Raw genomic sequence first — 19,347 nt, forward strand, 5'->3', positions numbered from 1 at the left:
CATGAAATTAATTTATATTTATTTCATAAGCGCCCTTTTTTTTAAATCATGCAAATCAGGTGGCAATAATGAAATGCATGATATTCCCCAAAAACCAAACATTCTATTTGTACTGGTTGATGATTTAGGATTAAAAGATTTAGGTTATACTGGAAGTACGTTTTACGAAACGCCTAACATAGATTATTTAGCTTCAAAAAGTATGATTTTTACCCAAGGATATGCTACAAGTCGAGTATGTAGCCCTTCTCGAGCAAGTATAATGACGGGGAAATTTACTGCTAGACATGGCATAACCGATTGGATTGGGGAAAACTCGGGAACAGATTGGAGAAAAATGAATCGTTTTGACAAAATGTTGCCAGCTGAGTATGTTCACAATTTACCAAAAGAAGATGTTACAGTAGCAGAAACCATGAAAGCTAACGGGTATAAAACTTTTTTTGCAGGCAAATGGCATTTAGGACAAGAGGGGTCTTATCCTGAGGATCATGGATTTGAAATTAATATAGGTGGTTGGGACAAAGGAAGTCCTGTTGGGGGTTATTTTTCGCCTTTTAGAAATCCAAAATTAGAAGATAAATATCAAGGTGAGAACCTCTCTATGCGCTTAGCAAATGAAACTGTGAATTTCATAAAACAAAATAAAGAGAATCCTTTTTTTGCCTTCCTCTCCTTTTATGCGGTGCATGGACCAATTCAAACTACCGAAAAAAAATGGAAGAAATATCGAGATAAATGTGAAAACCAAGGTATTAAAGAAACAGGATTTGTAATGGAAAAAAAATTACCCATACGCCAAAACCAAGATAATCCTATCTATGGTGGCTTAGTAGAAAGCATGGACGATGCCGTTGGGGTTGTTTTAGATGCCCTTAAAGAATTACTATTAGATAAAAATACGATAGTCATTTTTACTTCAGATAACGGTGGCGTTTCCTCAGGTGATAATTTTTCAACATCAAATTTACCTTTTCGAGGTGGCAAAGGCTATCATTGGGAAGGTGGTATTCGAGAACCTTATTTAATTTATGTGCCTTGGCGAAATTCTAACGGCGAAATAAATAATTATCCTGTTACTGGTGCAGACTTCTACCCTACAATTTTAGATTACGCCAATATCGATTTAAATCCGAATCAGCATCAAGATGGAATCAGTTTAAAACCATTAATTGATAATAATGCAGATCTGGGTAAAAGACCTTTGTTTTGGCATTATCCACATTATGGAAATCAAGGAGGCGATCCATCTTCAATAATAAGGGAAAGTGATTGGAAATTAATTCACTATTATGAAGATGAAAGCAATGAGTTATATAACTTGAATGATGATCCTTATGAACAAAATAATATTGCTAATCAATACCCAGAAATAACTGATAAACTATATCAAAAACTAAAAAATTGGCTTTTAAGTGTTGATGCCAAATTTCCCGCAAAAGATTTGGAATTCGATTCTATAAAAAGAAGTGATTATGATAAACAGATTCGTGAAAAACGTTTACCAAGTTTGGAAAAAGAACGTCTAGAAATGTTATCCAAAGATTTTCAGCCTAACAATGATTGGTGGGGAAGTAAAGTAACAAAAGATTAAAAATTTATAATGGTAAATAAATCATATGGCATATTATTATTGATTTTAATCCTTTCCTGTGATTCTATAGAAATGCAGGAAAGACATCGCATTTCTTTTAACGATCAATGGTTATTTCAAAAAACTGATAATCCGTCTGCTTTTAAAAAAAACTTTGATGATTCCAATTGGCGTTCTTTAGAACTCCCCCATGATTGGGCTATTGAAGGTCCTTTTAAACCAGAATACAATCTTAGAACAGGTGGATTGCCTATTTTTGGGAAAGCCTGGTATCGTAAGCATTTTAAAATTGATACATCGAAAAAGGGAAGTTTAATAACTCTTGAATTTGATGGCATCATGAATAATTCAACCATATACATTAATGGTAACAAAGTATATCAAAGACCTAATGGTTATATTGGTTATCAAATTGATATTACGCCTTATATTTCTTTTGGAGAAAATAATTTAATTGTCGTGGAAGTAAATCCAGAGGTTTTATCTGCTCGGTGGTATCCAGGTGCCGGTATTTATAGAAATGTTTGGTTAGAGATTAAAAACCAAGTACACATCAAACATTGGGGTACACATGTTTCAACACCTGTAATAACTCAAGAAAAGGCAGAAGTTACTATTGAAACTAAAGTCCTAAATGAGCAAAAACTTAAAGGTGATTATCAGGTTAAAACATCTATTTACGATTTAGATAATTTTGAAGTAGCTTCTATTTTATCAGATATTGAATTAAATAAAAAAGAAGCGTCCATTATTCAACAATTAGAGGTTAAAAACCCAAAACTTTGGGATTTAAAAACGCCATATTTATATAAAGCAGTATCTAGTATTTTAAATAACGGAACACAAATAGACACTTATTCAACAACTTTTGGAATTAGAACCATTGAATTTACCAGAGAAGGTTTCTTTATTAACGGAAGAAAAGAAAAAATTAAAGGAGTTTGTTTGCATAACGATTTAGGTCCTTTAGGCTCCGCCGTAAATTATAGAGCCACCCAACGTCAATTGGAAATTATGAAACAAATGGGTGTTAATGCAATCAGGACTTCCCACAATCCAACATCTCCAGAACAATTGGCGCTTTGTGATAAAATGGGCATTTTGGTACAGGCGGAGGCATTTGATTGCTGGGAATTACCAAAAACAGAAAATGATTATCATAAATATTGGGATGAATGGCATGAGCAGGATTTAAGGGAAATGATAAAACGTGACAGAAACCATCCGTCCATTATTATGTGGAGTATTGGTAATGAAATTAGAGAGCAAAAGGAAGAAAATGGTTATAAAATAGCAAAAGAATTAGTTAATATTTGCCACCAAGAAGACCCAAACAGACCCACAACTGCTGGTTTTAACAACCTATCAACTGCAATAAAAAATGGTTTGGCTAATGAAGTAGATTTGGTTGGTGCCAACTATAAACCAACGCAATATGCCGATGTGTTGAAGGACTACCAAGACTGGATAGTATATGGTTCAGAAACCGCTTCAACGGTATCATCTCGTGGTGTGTATCACTTACCTTTAAAAAAGTATGACAAGCATGAATCTTTGCAAGTTAATAGCTACGATATCAATAGTCCAAACTGGGCTTATCCACCAGATATAGAATTCCATTTTCAAGATTCTCTACCAAATATTTTAGGTGAATTTATTTGGACTGGTTTTGATTATTTAGGAGAACCAACACCTTATGGTGGAAAAGATAATTTAACACATGGGAATTGGAATACCGATTGGCCGTCAAGAAGTTCTTATTTTGGAGCGGTTGATTTATCAGGATTTCCTAAAGACCGCTTTTACTTGTATCAAAGTCAATGGACTACAGAACCTATGGTACATATTCTGCCTCATTGGAATTGGGAAAACTCTGGTATTAATGAAATTCCCGTTTATTGTTATACAAACTGTGATGAAGTAGAATTATTCTTGAATGGCAAATCTCTAGGGAAAAAAACCAAAGGTATTGATAAAACAAAAATTCCAGTGAATTTTGGAGCTTGGAAAGAAAGACCTAAATATTTTGACTCACCATACCGTTTAAACTGGAATGTAAAATATGAGCCTGGTGAACTTGAAGTCATTGCCTATAAAGATGGACAAGAAGTCAAACGAAATAAAATAATAACAGCAAAAGCACCCAATAAAATAGAGCTTAAAGCCGATAGAAACGTCATTAATGCAGATGGTAATGACCTATCCTTTATCACAGTTAAAATTGAGGATGAAAATTCAGTTTTCTGCCCATTAGCAGATAATAAAGTTGATTTTAAAATTTCAGGGCCAGCAACTATTGCTGCTGTAGGAAATGGTAATTCTGCTTCAACAGAACCTTTTCAAGCAAATTACAGAAAAGCATTCAATGGTTTGTGTTTACTAGTAATAAAGAGCAAAAAAGGAGAAACCGGAGATATAACAATTGAGGCATCTTCAAAGGGTTTAGAATCGAAAACAATTACTGTTATAACGAATTAAATAAAGAACAAGTTGAACCATTATAATAAATTTTCAAAAGTGAAATTCTATTCTAAATTATCTAGAATGGGAATGGTTTTATTTCTATGTTTCATAATTAATCAACCCTTAAAAGCCCAAACTGTTAAAGCAATAGCTAAAGACGAAACTCATTTCATTACGAATGCAGATTTTGAAACAGGTACTTTAGAAGGCTGGAAATATTGGAAAACGAAGAGTTCCGTAATAACTACTGACGCATACTCTGGACAATATGCCGTTAAAATTGGTCCAGAAAGAGGATTCTGTATTCAAGAAACTAAAGTGAGATCTAATAGCCTTTACAGAATTTCCGCTTACGTTAAAACGGAATCAGGAGCTGAAGAAGTTCAATTAATGGTAAGTGATTACGGAGGTTCTGAAAAATCGGTTTCCAGCTCTCTTACAGAATACACTCAAGTGAGCATCGATTTTCAAACGGCTTACGCTTCAGATAATTTACTAATTTCATTAATACATCCTTCCGGAAAAAGAATCGGCTATGCAGATCAAATAGAATTAACATATTTAGGAGAAGCACCACAACCAGAAATTCAAGAATTTATATCAATTCCAGAACGAATTCTTAAAGAAGAAAATGGCGTATCCCAATTATCTAATGAAAAAATGGATAGGTTTCTTAATGATCGGTTTGGTATGTTCATCCATTGGGGAGTTTACGCCGCTTTTGATGAAGGAAACGAATGGGTTAGACATGGAGAAGTTTATGGTCAAGAATATTACCAGCGAAGAGCAAGAGATCTTGAAACCGGCTTTACTGCTTCTAAATTTGATGCATCTAAATGGGCAGATTTAGCTAAAAAAGCAGGTATGAAATACATGGTACTAACTTCAAGACATCATGATGGTTATGCCCTTTTCGACAGTAAACATTCGAGTAGTTGGACCAGCAAAAAGGATTTGGGGCGAGATTTTGTAAAAGAATATACAGATGCTGTGAGAGCATCAGGACTGCACGTTGGACTTTATTATTCGCCAATGAGTTGGAGATATCCTGGTTATTATGATGTTTATGGGAATAATGTAAAACCCAATGTTTGGGGATATAAAACAGCTGCTTGGCATAAAAAGGATGCACAAGCTATGAAAGAAGAAGTTTATGAACAGGTTACAACACTGTTAAAAGATTATGGAACCATTGATTACATGTTTTGGGATGGCGGTTGGCTAAGTCAAACCGTGAACCCAGAATTAGAAAGAACGTTTTGGGATTCGGGGCAATATCAAAATCCTAATAATGAATGGCCAATAAAAGACAAATATGTTATAAAGGAAGCCCATACGGATAAACCTCTTGGTATCATGGGGTTAGTTCGCAAATTTCAACCAGATATGGTGGTAAATGAACGATTTGGATGGGTTGGAGATGTACAGGCAGAAGAAGGTGGTTCTTCTACTTCTGGAGATATTCGTTTTGAGCATTATGGAGAAAAATGTGTTAGTCTTCAAAAAGGAGGTTGGGGTTACAGACCCAATCGTCAAGTTTATAGCTTTGAAGAAGTAGCAGTCTATCTATCCAATTGTGTGGTTCGCAATATCAATTTACTTTTAAATGTAGCTCCCGACAGAGAAGGCGTTATACCAGATAACCAACAAGAAGTACTGCTAAAAACGGGAGATTGGTTATCCAAAGTAGGAAATGGGATTTATGGAACCAGAGGCGGGCCATGGCAACCACTTTTTGGTGAATACGGTTTTTCATTTAATGATAATAAAATTTACTGTCATATTTACGAAGGCTATCGTGACCTGAACTCAGGGAAGTTTACAACGCAATCAATAGGAAATAAAAAAGTGAGGAAGGTTATCAACCTTTACGATGGGAAAGAGCTCAGTTGGATTAAAAATGATAATAATACGGTTACAGTTAGTGACATTGATTATTCTTTAAATCCAGCAACCACAATATTAGAAATGACACTTACTGAACCAGTATACAAATAGTTTTTAATTATAAAGAATTTAGAAATAACCTATTAGAATTTACCATTAAGTAACCAAAAAGATTTAAAATTCAATTTTAATAATGAGATATAACCTATTAATATTAGTCCTAATTAACATGTTTATTACTGCCTTTTTAAATTCACAAAATGAAGAAATTGAATTATGGAAAGACACTATTCCCTATTCAATCAAATCTATAGATTATCAAGAAACATATGAATACGAGAATAACATAATAAATCGTATAAGTAAGGTAACTACGCCTACCCTAACTACTTTTATACCAGAAAATCCAAATGGAACCGCAGTAGTAATATGCCCGGGTGGCGGCTACGCCTATTTATCTATTAATAAAGAGGGTTATAAAGTAGCTGAGTGGTTAAATACTTTAGGTATCACAGCCTTTGTTCTTAAATATAGATTGCCAAGTGACGAGATTATGGAGCAAAAATCCGTAGGACCATTGCAAGATGCACAAGAAGCTATGAGGTTTATACGAAGAAATGCTCAAAGATGGCAAGTTAAAACTGATAAAATTGGTGTTTTAGGATTTTCTGCGGGTGGTCATTTAGCATCTACTCTTGCAACACAATATAATGATAAAGTATATGAAGTAAATGACAGTGTAAGTGCCAAGCCTAGTTTTGCAGTGCTTATTTACCCGGTAATCTCTATGGATAATCAAATTGTCCATAAAGGCTCTAGAAAAAGATTGTTGGGTGATAATCCATCAAATGAATTAAAAGATAAGTTTTCAAACGATAAGAGAATAGATTCATTAACATCACCAACATTCTTAGTACATGCTACGGATGATAAATCTGTACCTGTAGAAAATAGCATTTTTTATTACATGTCATTAAAACAACATAATATCTCATCCGAATTTCACATTTACCAAGATGGTAAGCATGGCTTTGGATTAGGCCTAAAGGGAACCAATGAATATTGGACGAAGCAATGCGAAAATTGGCTTCGAATAAATAAATATATCAACTAAAAATCAATTATTTTAAACATGAGAAGATGTCAGTTAATAGTTTTACTAACCATAATAAGTATAATGTCCTGTAAAGAAGAGTTCATAGAAAGACCTATTTACACAGCAGAACCGTGGGACAATCCAGAGTGGGAAAATCCTGAGATTTTTCAAATTAACAGAGAAGCACCAGTGGCTTCATTTTATAAATATCCCGATAAAAGGATGGCTGTTTCGAACAATAGTTGGGAAAATTCCTCTTTATATAAATCTTTAAATGGCACCTGGAAATTTTACTATGCCGATAGTGTACAGGCGCGTCCAACAGACTTTTATAAAAAAGGTTTTGATTTAAGAGGTTGGGACACGATTTCAGTACCCTCCAACTGGGAAATGAAAGGTTTTGGCATTCCTGTTTACACGAATATTAAATATATGTTTCCGGCTAACCCACCATTTATTCCTCACAACATAAATAACAATGGAAGTTATGTTCGAGATTTTGAAATTCCAGAAGATTGGTCTCAAAAAGATATTTATTTACACTTTGCCGGTGTTAGTGGTGCCATGTATGTTTGGGTAAATGGAGAATTTGTAGGTTACAATGAAGGTAGTAAAACCGCTGCAGAATTCAACATTAATAAAGTAGTTAACCCTGGAAAGAATACTATTGCCGTTCAAGTTGTACGGTGGTCGGATGCCAGTTATATGGAAGACCAAGATTTCTGGCGACTATCAGGTATTGAACGCGATGTGTATGTTTATGCATCGGCTAAAGTATCCATGAGAGATTTTAGAGTTATTTCAGATTTGGAAAATGACTATAAAGATGGGATACTTAAACTTAATATAAAAGTTGATAATAGTACAAATTCTTCAGTTGAAAAACTAATTGAAGTTAAGCTTTTAGATGGAGATTCTGAAGTTTATTCAGAAAGTAAGACTATTCATTTTAGTCCAGGTGAAAATACCGTAGCATTTAATAAAACCATACCTAGTGTAAAAACTTGGAATGCAGAATATCCAAATTTATATACTTTACTTATTTCGTTAAATGGAGAATCTACATCAATTAAAGTAGGTTTTAGAAATATTAAGATAGAAAACAGTCAGTTTTTAGTCAATGGAAAACCTGTTTTGATTAAAGGTGTTAATCTTCATGATCATGATGAAAAAATGGGGCATGTGGTCTCCGAGTCATTAACCCTGAAAGATATGCGACTGATGAAACAAAATAATATAAACGCCATTAGATGCAGTCATTACCCTAAAAATCCACATTTTTACAGATTGGCAGATACATATGGTTTTTATGTGATTGACGAGGCCAATATTGAAACACATGGTATGGGTGCTACAAATCAAGATTTAGAGAAAAATCCAGAAAAAAAAGCAATCCATCCAGCATATTTGCCCGAGTGGAAAAATGCCCACCTCGATAGAACTATTAGAATGTTTGAACGAGATAAAAATCACCCTTGTATTGTGACATGGTCTTTAGGTAATGAAGCGGGTAATGGTGATAATTTTTTTGCAACTTATGCTTGGTTAAAGGAACATGACTCGACCAGACCTACACAATATGAAGGTGCAACCGGTTATGAAAACACCGATATTCAAGCACCTATGTACTGGCCTATCCAAAAAATGATTAATTATGTTAAAGAAGGTGGTAAACGTCCATTAATTCAATGCGAATATGCCCATGCCATGGGTAATAGTTTGGGCAATTTTCAAGACTATTGGGATGTTATTGAAGCGTATCCAACCATGCAAGGTGGTTTTATTTGGGATTGGGTAGATCAAGGTATATTAACTCAAAATGAAGCTGGTGAAAGCTATTGGGCTTATGGTGGCGATTTAGGAGGTGCAGAATTACAAAATGATAATAATTTTTGTTTAAATGGCATTGTAAATCCAGATAGAACACCTCATCCAGCCCTATTTGAAACAAAAAAAGTATACCAAAATATAAAATTCAAACTATTAAACTCTAAAACAGGAGAAGTTGAAATTAAAAACCTATATGATTTCACAAATTTAAACTCTCTTGATTTTTCATGGAAATTTTTAGAAAACGGGGTTGAAATAGCTTCAGGAAATTTACCTGGAATGGATATTGAACCATACCAGTCTAAAAAAATTAAAATAAATATCCCTGAATTAAAGGATTCTTCAAATGACTACCATCTTAATTTATATACTAAAACAGCCTTTCCTACAGAATTATTATCCATAGGGCAGATTGTTGCTTATGAACAATTTCAGCTTCAAAATGGTACTTTTACAACCTTACCAACCTCAGAAGAAATAATAGAAACTCAAAAAACAGATTCAACTTTAACATTATCTAACTCAAATTTCAAAATAGTATTTGATACAAAAACTGGCATATTGAATTCTATCGATTATGGAAACGGAAACATGTTACAAAAAGGAATCACACCAAATTTTTGGAGAGCTACTACAGATAATGATTTTGGATTTAAAATGCCAAAAAAATTAGGCGTGTGGAAAGAAGCAACAAAAAATCAAGAATTACTGTCATTAACTGAAAATGTAAAAAATGATCTTTCGGTAAATATAAATGCCGAATTTAAGTTACCATCAGTTAATAATGCTTCTGTAATTATGGACTATATAATTTACCCAAGTGGAGAAATTTCGGTAAATACAAGTATTAAAAATGTAGATTCTAAACTACCCGTTTTACCAAAATTTGGAACTAATTTTATTATTAATGAGGCATTTAACCAAGTAAAATGGTTTGGAAGAGGGCCTCATGAAAATTATCAAGACCGAAAAACATCGGCGTTAGTTGGTCAGTATAAAGCACAAGTTTCCGATTTGTATTTTCCATACAGCCGTCCACAAGAAAATGGGTACAAAACAGACACACGATGGGTAACCTTTTTAAATCAAGATGGGAACGGAATAAAAATAACAGCTCTAGAGCATTTCAGTTTTAGCGCACACCATCAATACAATGATGATTTTGATGCGGGTAATACCAAACAGCAAAGACACACTGTTGATGTTGTTAAAAGAGATTTTGTAAACATCAATATAGATAAAGTACAAATGGGAGTTGGCGGTGATAACAGTTGGGGTGCCATGCCCCATGAAAAATATCAGATTGAACCTAAAGACAGGACCTTTAGCTATGTAATACAACCAATAAAATAAATTATGCTTAAAGTTTTCAGCTTAAAAATTAATCCTTTACTTTTTTGTTTACTTTTTCTCTTAATGAATTGTGCTAATCGAAGATATAGTGCCTTTAATCCAGGAGATCTTTGGCTAGATAATCATGGAGAGCATATCAATGCGCATGGTGGTGGTTTTCTATTTTATAATAAAACTTATTATTGGTTTGGAGAACATAAATTATCTGGAAAAGATGGTAATAAAGCAAATGTAGGTGTTGGAGTGTATTCCTCTAAAGATTTATATAATTGGAAAAATGAAGGTATTGCACTACATGTAAGTAAAGATACCACTTCTAAATTGCAAAAGGGTTGTATAATTGAACGCCCAAAGGTGATTTTTAATAATAAAACCAACAAGTTCGTCATGTGGTTTCACCACGAATTGAAAGATCAAGGCTACAAAGCAGCTTTAACAGGAGTCGCTATTTCAGATAATGTAACAGGTCCTTATGAATACATAGATAGCTTTAGAATTCATGCCGGTATTCTGCCTCTAAATATATCTAAAGAAGATTTTGATACAATTCCTGATATTAATGAAAATCTGGAGTTAACTAAAGAAAAAAGAATCGATCAAGCCAAAAAAGGAGAGATATTTAAACGTGATTTTATGATAGGACAAATGTCAAGAGACATGACTTTGTTTGTAGATGATGATGAAACTGCTTACCACATAACTGCATCAGAAGAGAACCAAACTTTACTTATTTCAAAACTATCTGATGATTATTTAACATTAACAAATGAATACGTCAGGGTATTTCCGGGAGGAAGAAATGAAGCTCCGGCTATCTTTAAAAAATATGACACCTATTTTATGTTCAGCTCTGGGTTAACAGGTTGGAAACCAAATCCTGGCAAATTAGCTGTTGCAGATAATATCATGGGTAATTGGACTTTTCTGGGAAATCCTTGTCGAGGTACACAAGAGGAAAATGAGACTACCTTTTGGTCTCAAAGCACTTATATCATTCCCGTTCAGGGGAAAAAAGATGCCTACATTTTTGCTGCTGATAGGTGGCAACCCGAGAATCCTATTGATGGTAGATACGTTTGGCTACCTGTTAAATTTGAAAATAATATTCCTTATTTGGAATGGGAAAAAACTTGGGATTTGAACTTTTTTAATAAAAACGAATAAACCAAATTGGTTAGTGACTTACATTCTTAATATAAAAACTGAATTATAAAAGTTTGTACGCTTTAAAATAGGTCATAAATATTTCTACTATCTCTTTTTATTCTTTAAACACAAATACCTTAATAGTATTGATTACCTTAAATATTTTCTTATCAAAACTCAATGCCTTTTAATTCTACTTTCACTTTTGTAACCTAAGTTACTATTTTAAAAAATCTCATTTTTTATCTTTATAAATTATTTTGATATTTACTTTTTATCATAAATAAAACTCCTAAATACCTTAACTTTATAAAATGATACAGGAACTAAAAGATAATTATGGCCATTTGTTTGAAGAGGCTCTTTTAAATGAAATAAACCAAGTAGGAACATTCAAAGAAGTAAGTGAAGGACAGAAATTAATGGATATAGGAGATTACGTTAGAGCTATGCCTTTATTGGTTTCTGGTGCCATAAAAATTTTAAGGGAAGATAACGATGGTGACGAGCTCCTACTCTACTTTTTGGAAAAAGGTGATACTTGTGCCATGACATTAACTTGTTGTATAGGGCAAACAAAAAGTGAAATACGAGCCATTGCCGAGAAAGACACCAAACTCATTATGGTACCTATTCAAAAAATGGAAGAATGGTCAACTAAATATAAAAGTTGGAGAAATTTTGTTTTTGAAAGCTATCATAACCGTTTAAATGAAATGCTTGAAACCATCGATAGTATTGCATTTTTAAAAATGGATGAGCGCCTTTTAAAATATTTAAATGAAAAAGCAAGAGTATCTGACAATAATATCATTCATAATACACACCAAGAAATAGCCTACGAACTTCACACCTCAAGAGTTGTTATTTCTCGTTTACTAAAAAAACTAGAAAATCTGGGTAAAATAGAACTTCATAGAAACCATATTGTCATTAAAGATATTTAATGCTATAGTGTAACCATTGTTACCGTACACCCAAAGTGTATAATGTAATTTTGCTGTAAATAAAGGAATTATTATTTATGGAAGTTATTGAAATCTTTGGGTACATAAGTGCTTTAATTATCGGCGTGTCGTTAGGATTAATTGGAGGTGGCGGTTCTATACTTGCTGTGCCTGTTTTAGCATATTTATTTTCTGTAAATGAAAAAGTAGCTACTGCCTATTCTTTGTTTATTGTAGGTTCTAGTGCGCTTCTTGGTGGTATTAAGCAACATTTTAAGGGTTTAGTAGATTGGAGAACCTCTATTGTTTTTGGTATTCCAGCCATTATTGGTGTGACTGTAGTGAGACATTATGTAGTACCCGCCTTACCAAATATATTGTTTAGCATAGGTGATTTTGATTTTACCCGTCGCATGGGTATGTTTGGATTGTTTGCAGTATTAATGATTCCTGCTGCGTTTTCAATGTTAAAGAAAGAAAAAGAAAAAAAGGTTATCGGTGAAGTAACATACAATTACCCTTTAATTTTAATTGAAGGTTTAATTGTTGGAGGTATTACAGGATTAATTGGTGCTGGCGGTGGTTTTTTAATTATTCCAGCATTAGTAATACTAGCTAATGTTGAAATGAAAGTAGCTGTCGCTACTTCTTTAATAATTATAGCTTTTAAATCCTTAATGGGGTTCTTTTTAGGAGATGCCATAACTATGGATATCGATTGGAAATTTCTCGGAATTTTCACAGGCTTATCCTTTGTAGGTATATTTATAGGTAGTTACTTAAACAATTTTATTGACGGCAATAAACTAAAAAAAGCATTCGGTTATTTTATAATAGTTATGGCAGTTTTCATTTTTTATATGGAGTTTTTTGTTGAAAATTGATTTTTTAATTTTTGGTTTTTGGTTTTTGGTTTTTAAAAAATGGCTTTTATGACAAAAGTCATTTTTTTTTAACTAATTAGTTTTGTGTAACTTAAGTCACAAAATTTAAAACTTTACTTTCCTATATTTATGTCATTAACAACAACATATAATGATATGAAAGTAGAACAAATTTATACAGGATGTATAGCGCACGCCGCATATTATATAGAAAACAATGGTGTTGCAGCTGTTTTCGATCCTTTAAGAGAAGTACATCCATACATTGACAGGGCTCAAATAGATAATGCTGAAATTAAATATGTTTTTGAAACCCATTTTCATGCCGATTTTGTTAGTGGGCATTTGGATTTAAGAAAAAAAGCAGGCGCTGAAATTGTTTTTGGACCAGGTGCAAAACCGGCTTACGAAGCTACCATTGCCAAAGATGGTCAAATTTTTGAAGTGGGTAATTACAAAGTGAAAGTTATCCACACTCCTGGTCATACCATGGAGAGCACTACCTATTTGTTAATTGACGAAAACGGAAAGGAACATGGTATCATCACTGGAGACACCTTATTTATAGGTGATGTTGGTCGCCCAGATTTAGCTCAACATGTGGTTGCCGATTTAACCGAAGAAAAATTAGCAGGCTATTTATACGATTCTCTTCGAAATAAAATCATGCCTTTAAGCGATGATTTAATTGTATATCCAAATCATGGTGCAGGTTCTGCCTGTGGTAAAATGATGAGCAAAGAAACAACCGATACGCTTGGACATCAGAAAAAAACAAATTATGCATTACAAAATATGTCCAAAGAAGAGTTCATTAAAACCCTTCTTACTGGATTAACAGCACCTCCTGGATATTTTCCACAAAATGTATTAATGAATATTAAAGGATATGAAAGTTTAGACACTATCATGGATAGAGCAACACAGGCCTTAACACCAGATGCCTTCGAATTAGTTGCCAATGAAACGGGGGCTTTAATGTTAGATACCCGTGATGCTGAAGATTTTGCAAAAGGGTTTATACCTAATAGTATAAATATTGCGTTAGATGGCAACTTTGCTCAATGGGTTGGCGAAATGATACCCGATGTGAAACAGGAGATTTTACTGATTACTTATCCTGGAAAAGAAGAAGAAGCTATTACTAGGTTATCGCGTGTGGGTTATGATTATGCTGTTGGCTATTTAAAAAATGGTTTCGATTCTTGGAGAAAAAGTGGTAAAGATTTTGAAACCATCAAAAGAATTACATCAGAAGAACTTGAAAAACAAATGAAATCTGGAAACCCATTAATTATTGATGTTCGTAAAAAAAGTGAATTTGATTCCGAACATATAATTGGGGCCATCAATGTACCGCTCAATCAAATCAATCAGCATTTAGCACAATTTCCAAAAGACAAACCATTTGTACTACATTGTGCTGGAGGTTACAGAAGTATGATTGCTGCCTCAATCTTAAAGCAGCGTGGTTGGAAAGATTTTGTAGATGTTATTGGAGGTTTTGATGATATAAAGGAACATACATCCATTAAAAGATCAGAATACATCTGCCCTACCACATTATTGTAAATCAAATAAAAACATATTAAAAAGCACCTATTTTACCTTAAATAGGTGCTTGGTTGGGTTATATCAATTTGTAACATAAGTTACTGTTCAATTAATTCACTATTATTAACTTTACACCCAGAATAAAAAATTTAAAATATGAAAATTGAACAAATATATACAGGGTGTCTAGCGCAAGGAGCTTATTACATTGAAAGCAAGGGAGAAGTTGCTATTATAGATCCACTACGTGAGGTAAAACCATATATTAATAGAGCTAAATTAGACGATGCAAAAATTAAATATATTTTTGAGACTCACTTTCATGCCGATTTTGTAAGTGGTCATGTAACCCTTTCTAAAAAAACTGGAGCTCCTATTATTTTTGGTCCGAATGCTGAAACCAACTTTGATGCTATTATCGCTAAAGACGGTCAAGAATTTAAACTAGGTGATGTAACCATAAAAGTTTTACATACACCAGGTCATACTATGGAAAGTTCTGTGTTTCTGCTAAGAGATGAAAAAGGAAAAGACCATGCTATTTTTAGTGGTGATACTCTTTTTTTAGGGGATGTTGGTAGACCAGATTTGGCCCAAAAAATGGGCGAAATTACCGAGCGTGATTTAGCAGGTTTTTTATTTGATAGTTTACGCAATAAAATAATGCCATTGGCAGATGATGTTATTGTATATCCTGCGCATGGTGCAGGATCTTCCTGTGGTAAAAACTTAAGCAAAGAGACCGTTGATACTTTAGGAAACCAAAAGAAGACCAATTACGCGCTTCGTGCTAACATGACTAAGGAAGAGTTTATTGATGAAGTAACCGAAGGGCTATTACCACCTCCACAATACTTCCCATTAAACGTGAAAATGAATAAGGAGGGTTATGACGATTTTGATACCGTTCTAAAACGAAGTGCCCAAGCCTTAAGTCCAGATGCTTTTGAAGCTGCAGCCAATGAAACAGAGGCTATTGTTTTAGATGTTCGCCATCAAGATGATTTTGCAAAAGGCCACATACCACGCTCTATATTTATTGGATTAGATGGCAGTTTTGCCCCTTGGGTTGGTGCTTTAATTGCAGATGTTAAACAACCCATTTTACTAGTTTGCCCAGAAGGACGTGAAGAAGAGGCCATAACCCGTTTATCAAGAGTTGGTTTTGATTATGTCATAGGCTATTTAAAAGGAGGTTTCGACGCCTGGAAAAAGGCTTCAAAAGAATACGACACCGTAAGCTCTATGTCTGCAAATGCGTTAAAAGACATTTTGAAAAAAGAAGATGTTCCTGTATTTGATGTGAGAAAAAATGGAGAATTTTTATCCGAGCATGTAATAAATGCCAACAATACGCCTCTTGATTATATTAATGACCATCTCGCCGAGTTTCCAGATGAAGAAACCTTTTACATACATTGTGCAGGAGGCTACAGGAGTATGATAGCAACATCGATACTAAAAAGTAGAGGTATTCATAACTTAATAGATATTAAAGGAGGATTTGACGCTATTAAGGAAGCCGGTATAAAAGTCTCAGATTATGTTTGTCCTTCAACATTGTAATGAATAAAATTTGTTTTAGAAAGATTATCCTTAAATTCAATGGGTAAAAACAAAATATTTATAACATATTTTTTAAATATTAAACATATGAAAAATTTATTGCTCTTACTCCTCCTTATAATATTCACTTCATGTAACAGTCAAGTTGATAAAAAAATAAATGTTATTGATTTACCAACTCTAAAACAGGAAGTTATAGGTAAAGATGTTCAGTTTGTTGATGTAAGAACTGAAAATGAATACCAAGCAGGTCATATAGATGATGCTGTAAACATTGATATTTCAAATGAGACAAATTTTAAGAACAAAATACAAGAACTAGATAAAAATAAGCCTATATATATTTATTGCCATTCAGGAGGTAGAAGTAATAAAGCAAGTAAAATTATGGAAGAACTTGGCTTTACAACAATCTATGATTTTTCTGGAGGTTGGAGTACATGGAGCAGACAATAAAGTATAAATTTATATCTCACAAAAGCCGCCAATTGGCGGCTTTTGTTTTTGTTTATGTGTAACCAAAGTTACTGCTAACATTTACTTAAAGAAGTAAATTTCATTAAAATTTAGACCTCATAAAACCATATACTCCAACACGAATAACAGCTTTTTTTTGGTTGTTTTATTTATTAGTTGTAGTAAAACAACTAACAAAAGCTACATAGCCCAATTAGTGGTTTAACAAGAATCAGATATTCATTCTTAAAAACTATTTTTACTTACAAAATATAAATAATGAAAAAAATATTAAACAGCGCATTATTGCTACTCATTTTAGCTTCATGCCAGAATACAAAAAAAGACAGCAGTTCTAATTCTAAAGAAGGATATTCTAATCGTATAATCGAAAAACATTGGAGTTATAATGGCGAAACAGGACCTGAGCATTGGAAAGAAATCGAGACATATTCAAATTGTGATGGTAAATATCAGTCACCAATTAACATTGTAAATTATAATTTAGATGAAACTTTGTCAGATTTGAGTATATTTTATTCCGATAGCACCCATATCCATGACGTAATCAATAATGGTCATACCATTCAATACAATTTTGATTTAGGTGATTATATTACCATTCATGGTAAAAAATTTTCATTAAAACAATTTCATTTTCACGAACCGGCAGAACATCTTATAGATGGCATTCGCTATCCGATGGAGCTGCATTTAGTGCATGTTAGCAATGCTGGAGAATATGCTGTTTTAGCAATTATGGCTAAAGAAGGACAAAGTAGTAAACCCTTTGATTTTTTGGAAAGTTATTTACCAATTAATGTGGGTGAAACTAAGAATGTGGATTTGGCTTTTGATATGAATCTCAACTTACCTAAACAAAAAACGTTTTTCACTTATACAGGTTCATTAACGACGCCTCCATGCACAGAAAGTGTAGAATGGTATATATTTAAAGAACCTATAACCGTATCTTTGGAGCAAGTGGAGGCTTTAAAAAAACTTATGCCCATGAATAATTACAGAAATGAACAACCTATTAATGGCAGAACTATTAAGGTTTAAAATAATTCTTTTGAGTTAAATGGATTTAGAATTAAATGAAGCCTTTTGGGACAGTAGATATCAAAATAACGATATCGGGTGGGATTTGGGAGAAATTTCAAAACCCATAAAAAGTTATATTAATCAACTTCATGATAAAAATTTAAAAATACTTATACCTGGGTGTGGCAATTCTTATGAGGCCGAATTTCTGTACAAACAAGGTTTTAAAAACACGTATGTGGTAGATTTATCTAAAACTGCCTTGGATAATTTAAAAAAAAGAGTTCCCTCCTTCCCTTCTTCAAATTTATTGCACAAAGATTTTTTTGAAATACAAATGACTTTTGATTTAATAATAGAACAGACTTTTTTCTGTGCTATCAATCCAAATCTTCGACCAAAATATGTTCAAAAAATGCACGAGCTTTTAAATAACAATGGAAAGCTTGTGGGATTACTTTTTAATACACCTTTAAATACTGAACACCCTCCATTTGGTGGTAATAAAGAAGAATATTTACAATACTTTAAACCTTATTTCGATATAGAAATAATGAATGAAGCTTATAACTCTATGGAAACTAGAAGATACAAAGAGCTATTCATCAAATTAGTGAAAAGATAGACTAACTATGAAATTCATCCCTCTATTTTTTCCCTTTAGTAAAACCATAAGTGTTTTGACCAACAAAATCTGTCGGGAACTTTTCATCACCAGGAAATCCTAATTCAATAGTCCCACTATCTTCAGGAATATAATTTGTTTTAAAAATATAATCCCATAGGCTTAAACTTATACCAAAATTAACCCCATATTTTCCCTCAGGTAAAACATAGGCATGATGGTATAAATGCATCACAGGGTTGTTTATAATGTATTTAAATGGACCCCAAGTAATCTTTATATTAGAGTGATTTAAATGACCAATGGCTATGGCTAAAAAGTGAACTATATAAGCTTGTTCTGGTTCAAAACCGAACAAAATCATGACTCCAAAAGTTTTTAAAGGTTTATACAATATGTTCTCCATCCAATGATATCTTAAATGAGCAGCAAAACCCATTTCTTTCACACTATGATGTACTTTATGAAATCTCCATAACACTGGGTATTTATGCAATAAAGTATGGGTAAACCATTGTACAAAGTCTAGTACAATGAAGAATAGCAATAATTGCGTCCACATAGGCCATCCAGAAGGATCGAAAAGTGCAAATGTTTTATTTGTAATTCCAATGTCTGAAAAAACAACTTGCATTAATTTGTAAAAACCACTTATAGCAATTGAAAAAATGAAAAAATTAAAGAACATATAGAACCCATCCAACCAAAAATCTTTTCTAAAAATGGATTGTTCTTTTCTCCAAGGAAAAAGTATTTCCAGAGCCCAAACTAATAGCGATATGACTATTAAACCCCAAAAATAATTCGTATACCAGGGCACTTCAAAAATGATAGATTTCCATGTCCATTCTACGGTGCCATTAAAGGCATTTATAAAAGCATTTACATATTTTTCCATA

The 19,347-nt window shown here is 33.1% G+C and carries 14 protein-coding genes; 13 read left to right on the forward strand and 1 reads right to left on the reverse strand.

All coding sequences use genetic code 11. The features are described from left to right. Position 1: 1 nt before the first annotated feature. The 13 genes from ABD963_RS08005 (at position 2) to ABD963_RS08065 (ending at position 18,448) form a co-directional block, all read left to right on the forward strand. Entirely contained in the window at positions 2-1,594 is a 1,593-nt protein-coding gene (locus tag ABD963_RS08005; protein WP_345276428.1) for a sulfatase, read from the forward strand. 9 nt (positions 1,595-1,603) lie between these two features. Next, positions 1,604-4,072, forward strand: a complete 2,469-nt coding sequence (gene galB / locus ABD963_RS08010) for a beta-galactosidase GalB (protein ID WP_345276429.1) — start codon at positions 1,604-1,606, stop codon at positions 4,070-4,072. Positions 4,073-4,111: 39 nt separating this feature from the next. Continuing rightward, complete coding sequence (locus tag ABD963_RS08015) at positions 4,112-6,055, forward strand: alpha-L-fucosidase (RefSeq protein ID WP_345276430.1); 1,944 nt, start codon at positions 4,112-4,114, stop codon at positions 6,053-6,055. A gap of 82 nt (positions 6,056-6,137) precedes the next feature. Then, entirely contained in the window at positions 6,138-7,058 is a 921-nt protein-coding gene (locus ABD963_RS08020) for an alpha/beta hydrolase (protein WP_345276431.1), read from the forward strand. Between the two features lie 18 nt (positions 7,059-7,076). Beyond that, positions 7,077-10,223 (forward strand): beta-galactosidase, LacZ type, encoded by a 3,147-nt coding sequence (gene lacZ / locus ABD963_RS08025; protein ID WP_345276432.1) that lies wholly within the window; start codon positions 7,077-7,079, stop codon positions 10,221-10,223. 63 nt (positions 10,224-10,286) lie between these two features. After that, on the forward strand, positions 10,287-11,387 hold the full coding sequence (locus tag ABD963_RS08030; protein WP_345276433.1) for a glycoside hydrolase family 43 protein: 1,101 nt from the start codon (positions 10,287-10,289) through the stop codon (positions 11,385-11,387). A 296-nt stretch (positions 11,388-11,683) separates the two neighbouring features. Continuing rightward, positions 11,684-12,316, forward strand: a complete 633-nt coding sequence (locus ABD963_RS08035; RefSeq protein WP_345276434.1) for a Crp/Fnr family transcriptional regulator — start codon at positions 11,684-11,686, stop codon at positions 12,314-12,316. A gap of 77 nt (positions 12,317-12,393) precedes the next feature. Continuing rightward, complete coding sequence (locus ABD963_RS08040; protein WP_345276435.1) at positions 12,394-13,200, forward strand: sulfite exporter TauE/SafE family protein; 807 nt, start codon at positions 12,394-12,396, stop codon at positions 13,198-13,200. 156 nt (positions 13,201-13,356) lie between these two features. After that, complete coding sequence (locus ABD963_RS08045; RefSeq protein WP_345276436.1) at positions 13,357-14,772, forward strand: MBL fold metallo-hydrolase; 1,416 nt, start codon at positions 13,357-13,359, stop codon at positions 14,770-14,772. A 138-nt stretch (positions 14,773-14,910) separates the two neighbouring features. Continuing rightward, positions 14,911-16,320 (forward strand): MBL fold metallo-hydrolase, encoded by a 1,410-nt coding sequence (locus ABD963_RS08050; RefSeq protein ID WP_345276437.1) that lies wholly within the window; start codon positions 14,911-14,913, stop codon positions 16,318-16,320. 99 nt (positions 16,321-16,419) lie between these two features. Next, positions 16,420-16,776, forward strand: a complete 357-nt coding sequence (locus ABD963_RS08055) for a rhodanese-like domain-containing protein (RefSeq protein WP_345276438.1) — start codon at positions 16,420-16,422, stop codon at positions 16,774-16,776. A gap of 279 nt (positions 16,777-17,055) precedes the next feature. Next, complete coding sequence (locus ABD963_RS08060) at positions 17,056-17,841, forward strand: carbonic anhydrase (protein WP_345276439.1); 786 nt, start codon at positions 17,056-17,058, stop codon at positions 17,839-17,841. 19 nt (positions 17,842-17,860) lie between these two features. Further along, the gene (locus tag ABD963_RS08065; protein WP_345276440.1) at positions 17,861-18,448 is read left to right on the forward strand and encodes a methyltransferase domain-containing protein; all 588 of its coding nucleotides are present in this window, start codon (positions 17,861-17,863) and stop codon (positions 18,446-18,448) included. Between the two features lie 22 nt (positions 18,449-18,470). On the opposite strand, the gene ABD963_RS08070 is transcribed toward ABD963_RS08065, so the two are convergent. Continuing rightward, positions 18,471-19,346, reverse strand: coding sequence for a sterol desaturase family protein (locus ABD963_RS08070; protein WP_345276441.1), 876 nt, complete (start codon positions 19,344-19,346; stop codon positions 18,471-18,473). Position 19,347 lies beyond the last annotated feature (1 nt).

It is taken from the genome of Litoribaculum gwangyangense (assembly GCF_039543505.1).
Taxonomy (GTDB): domain Bacteria; phylum Bacteroidota; class Bacteroidia; order Flavobacteriales; family Flavobacteriaceae; genus Litoribaculum; species Litoribaculum gwangyangense.

Coding starts and splice junctions, on each gene's coding strand:
- ABD963_RS08005 (WP_345276428.1), top strand. CDS start 2: ATGAAATTAATTTATATTTATTTCATAAGCGCCCTTTTTTTTAAATCA.
- galB (WP_345276429.1), top strand. CDS start 1,604: ATGGTAAATAAATCATATGGCATATTATTATTGATTTTAATCCTTTCC.
- ABD963_RS08020 (WP_345276431.1), top strand. CDS start 6,138: ATGAGATATAACCTATTAATATTAGTCCTAATTAACATGTTTATTACT.
- lacZ (WP_345276432.1), top strand. CDS start 7,077: ATGAGAAGATGTCAGTTAATAGTTTTACTAACCATAATAAGTATAATG.
- ABD963_RS08030 (WP_345276433.1), top strand. CDS start 10,287: ATGAATTGTGCTAATCGAAGATATAGTGCCTTTAATCCAGGAGATCTT.
- ABD963_RS08035 (WP_345276434.1), top strand. CDS start 11,684: ATGATACAGGAACTAAAAGATAATTATGGCCATTTGTTTGAAGAGGCT.
- ABD963_RS08040 (WP_345276435.1), top strand. CDS start 12,394: ATGGAAGTTATTGAAATCTTTGGGTACATAAGTGCTTTAATTATCGGC.
- ABD963_RS08045 (WP_345276436.1), top strand. CDS start 13,357: ATGAAAGTAGAACAAATTTATACAGGATGTATAGCGCACGCCGCATAT.
- ABD963_RS08050 (WP_345276437.1), top strand. CDS start 14,911: ATGAAAATTGAACAAATATATACAGGGTGTCTAGCGCAAGGAGCTTAT.
- ABD963_RS08060 (WP_345276439.1), top strand. CDS start 17,056: ATGAAAAAAATATTAAACAGCGCATTATTGCTACTCATTTTAGCTTCA.
- ABD963_RS08065 (WP_345276440.1), top strand. CDS start 17,861: ATGGATTTAGAATTAAATGAAGCCTTTTGGGACAGTAGATATCAAAAT.
- ABD963_RS08070 (WP_345276441.1), bottom strand. CDS start 19,346: ATGGAAAAATATGTAAATGCTTTTATAAATGCCTTTAATGGCACCGTA.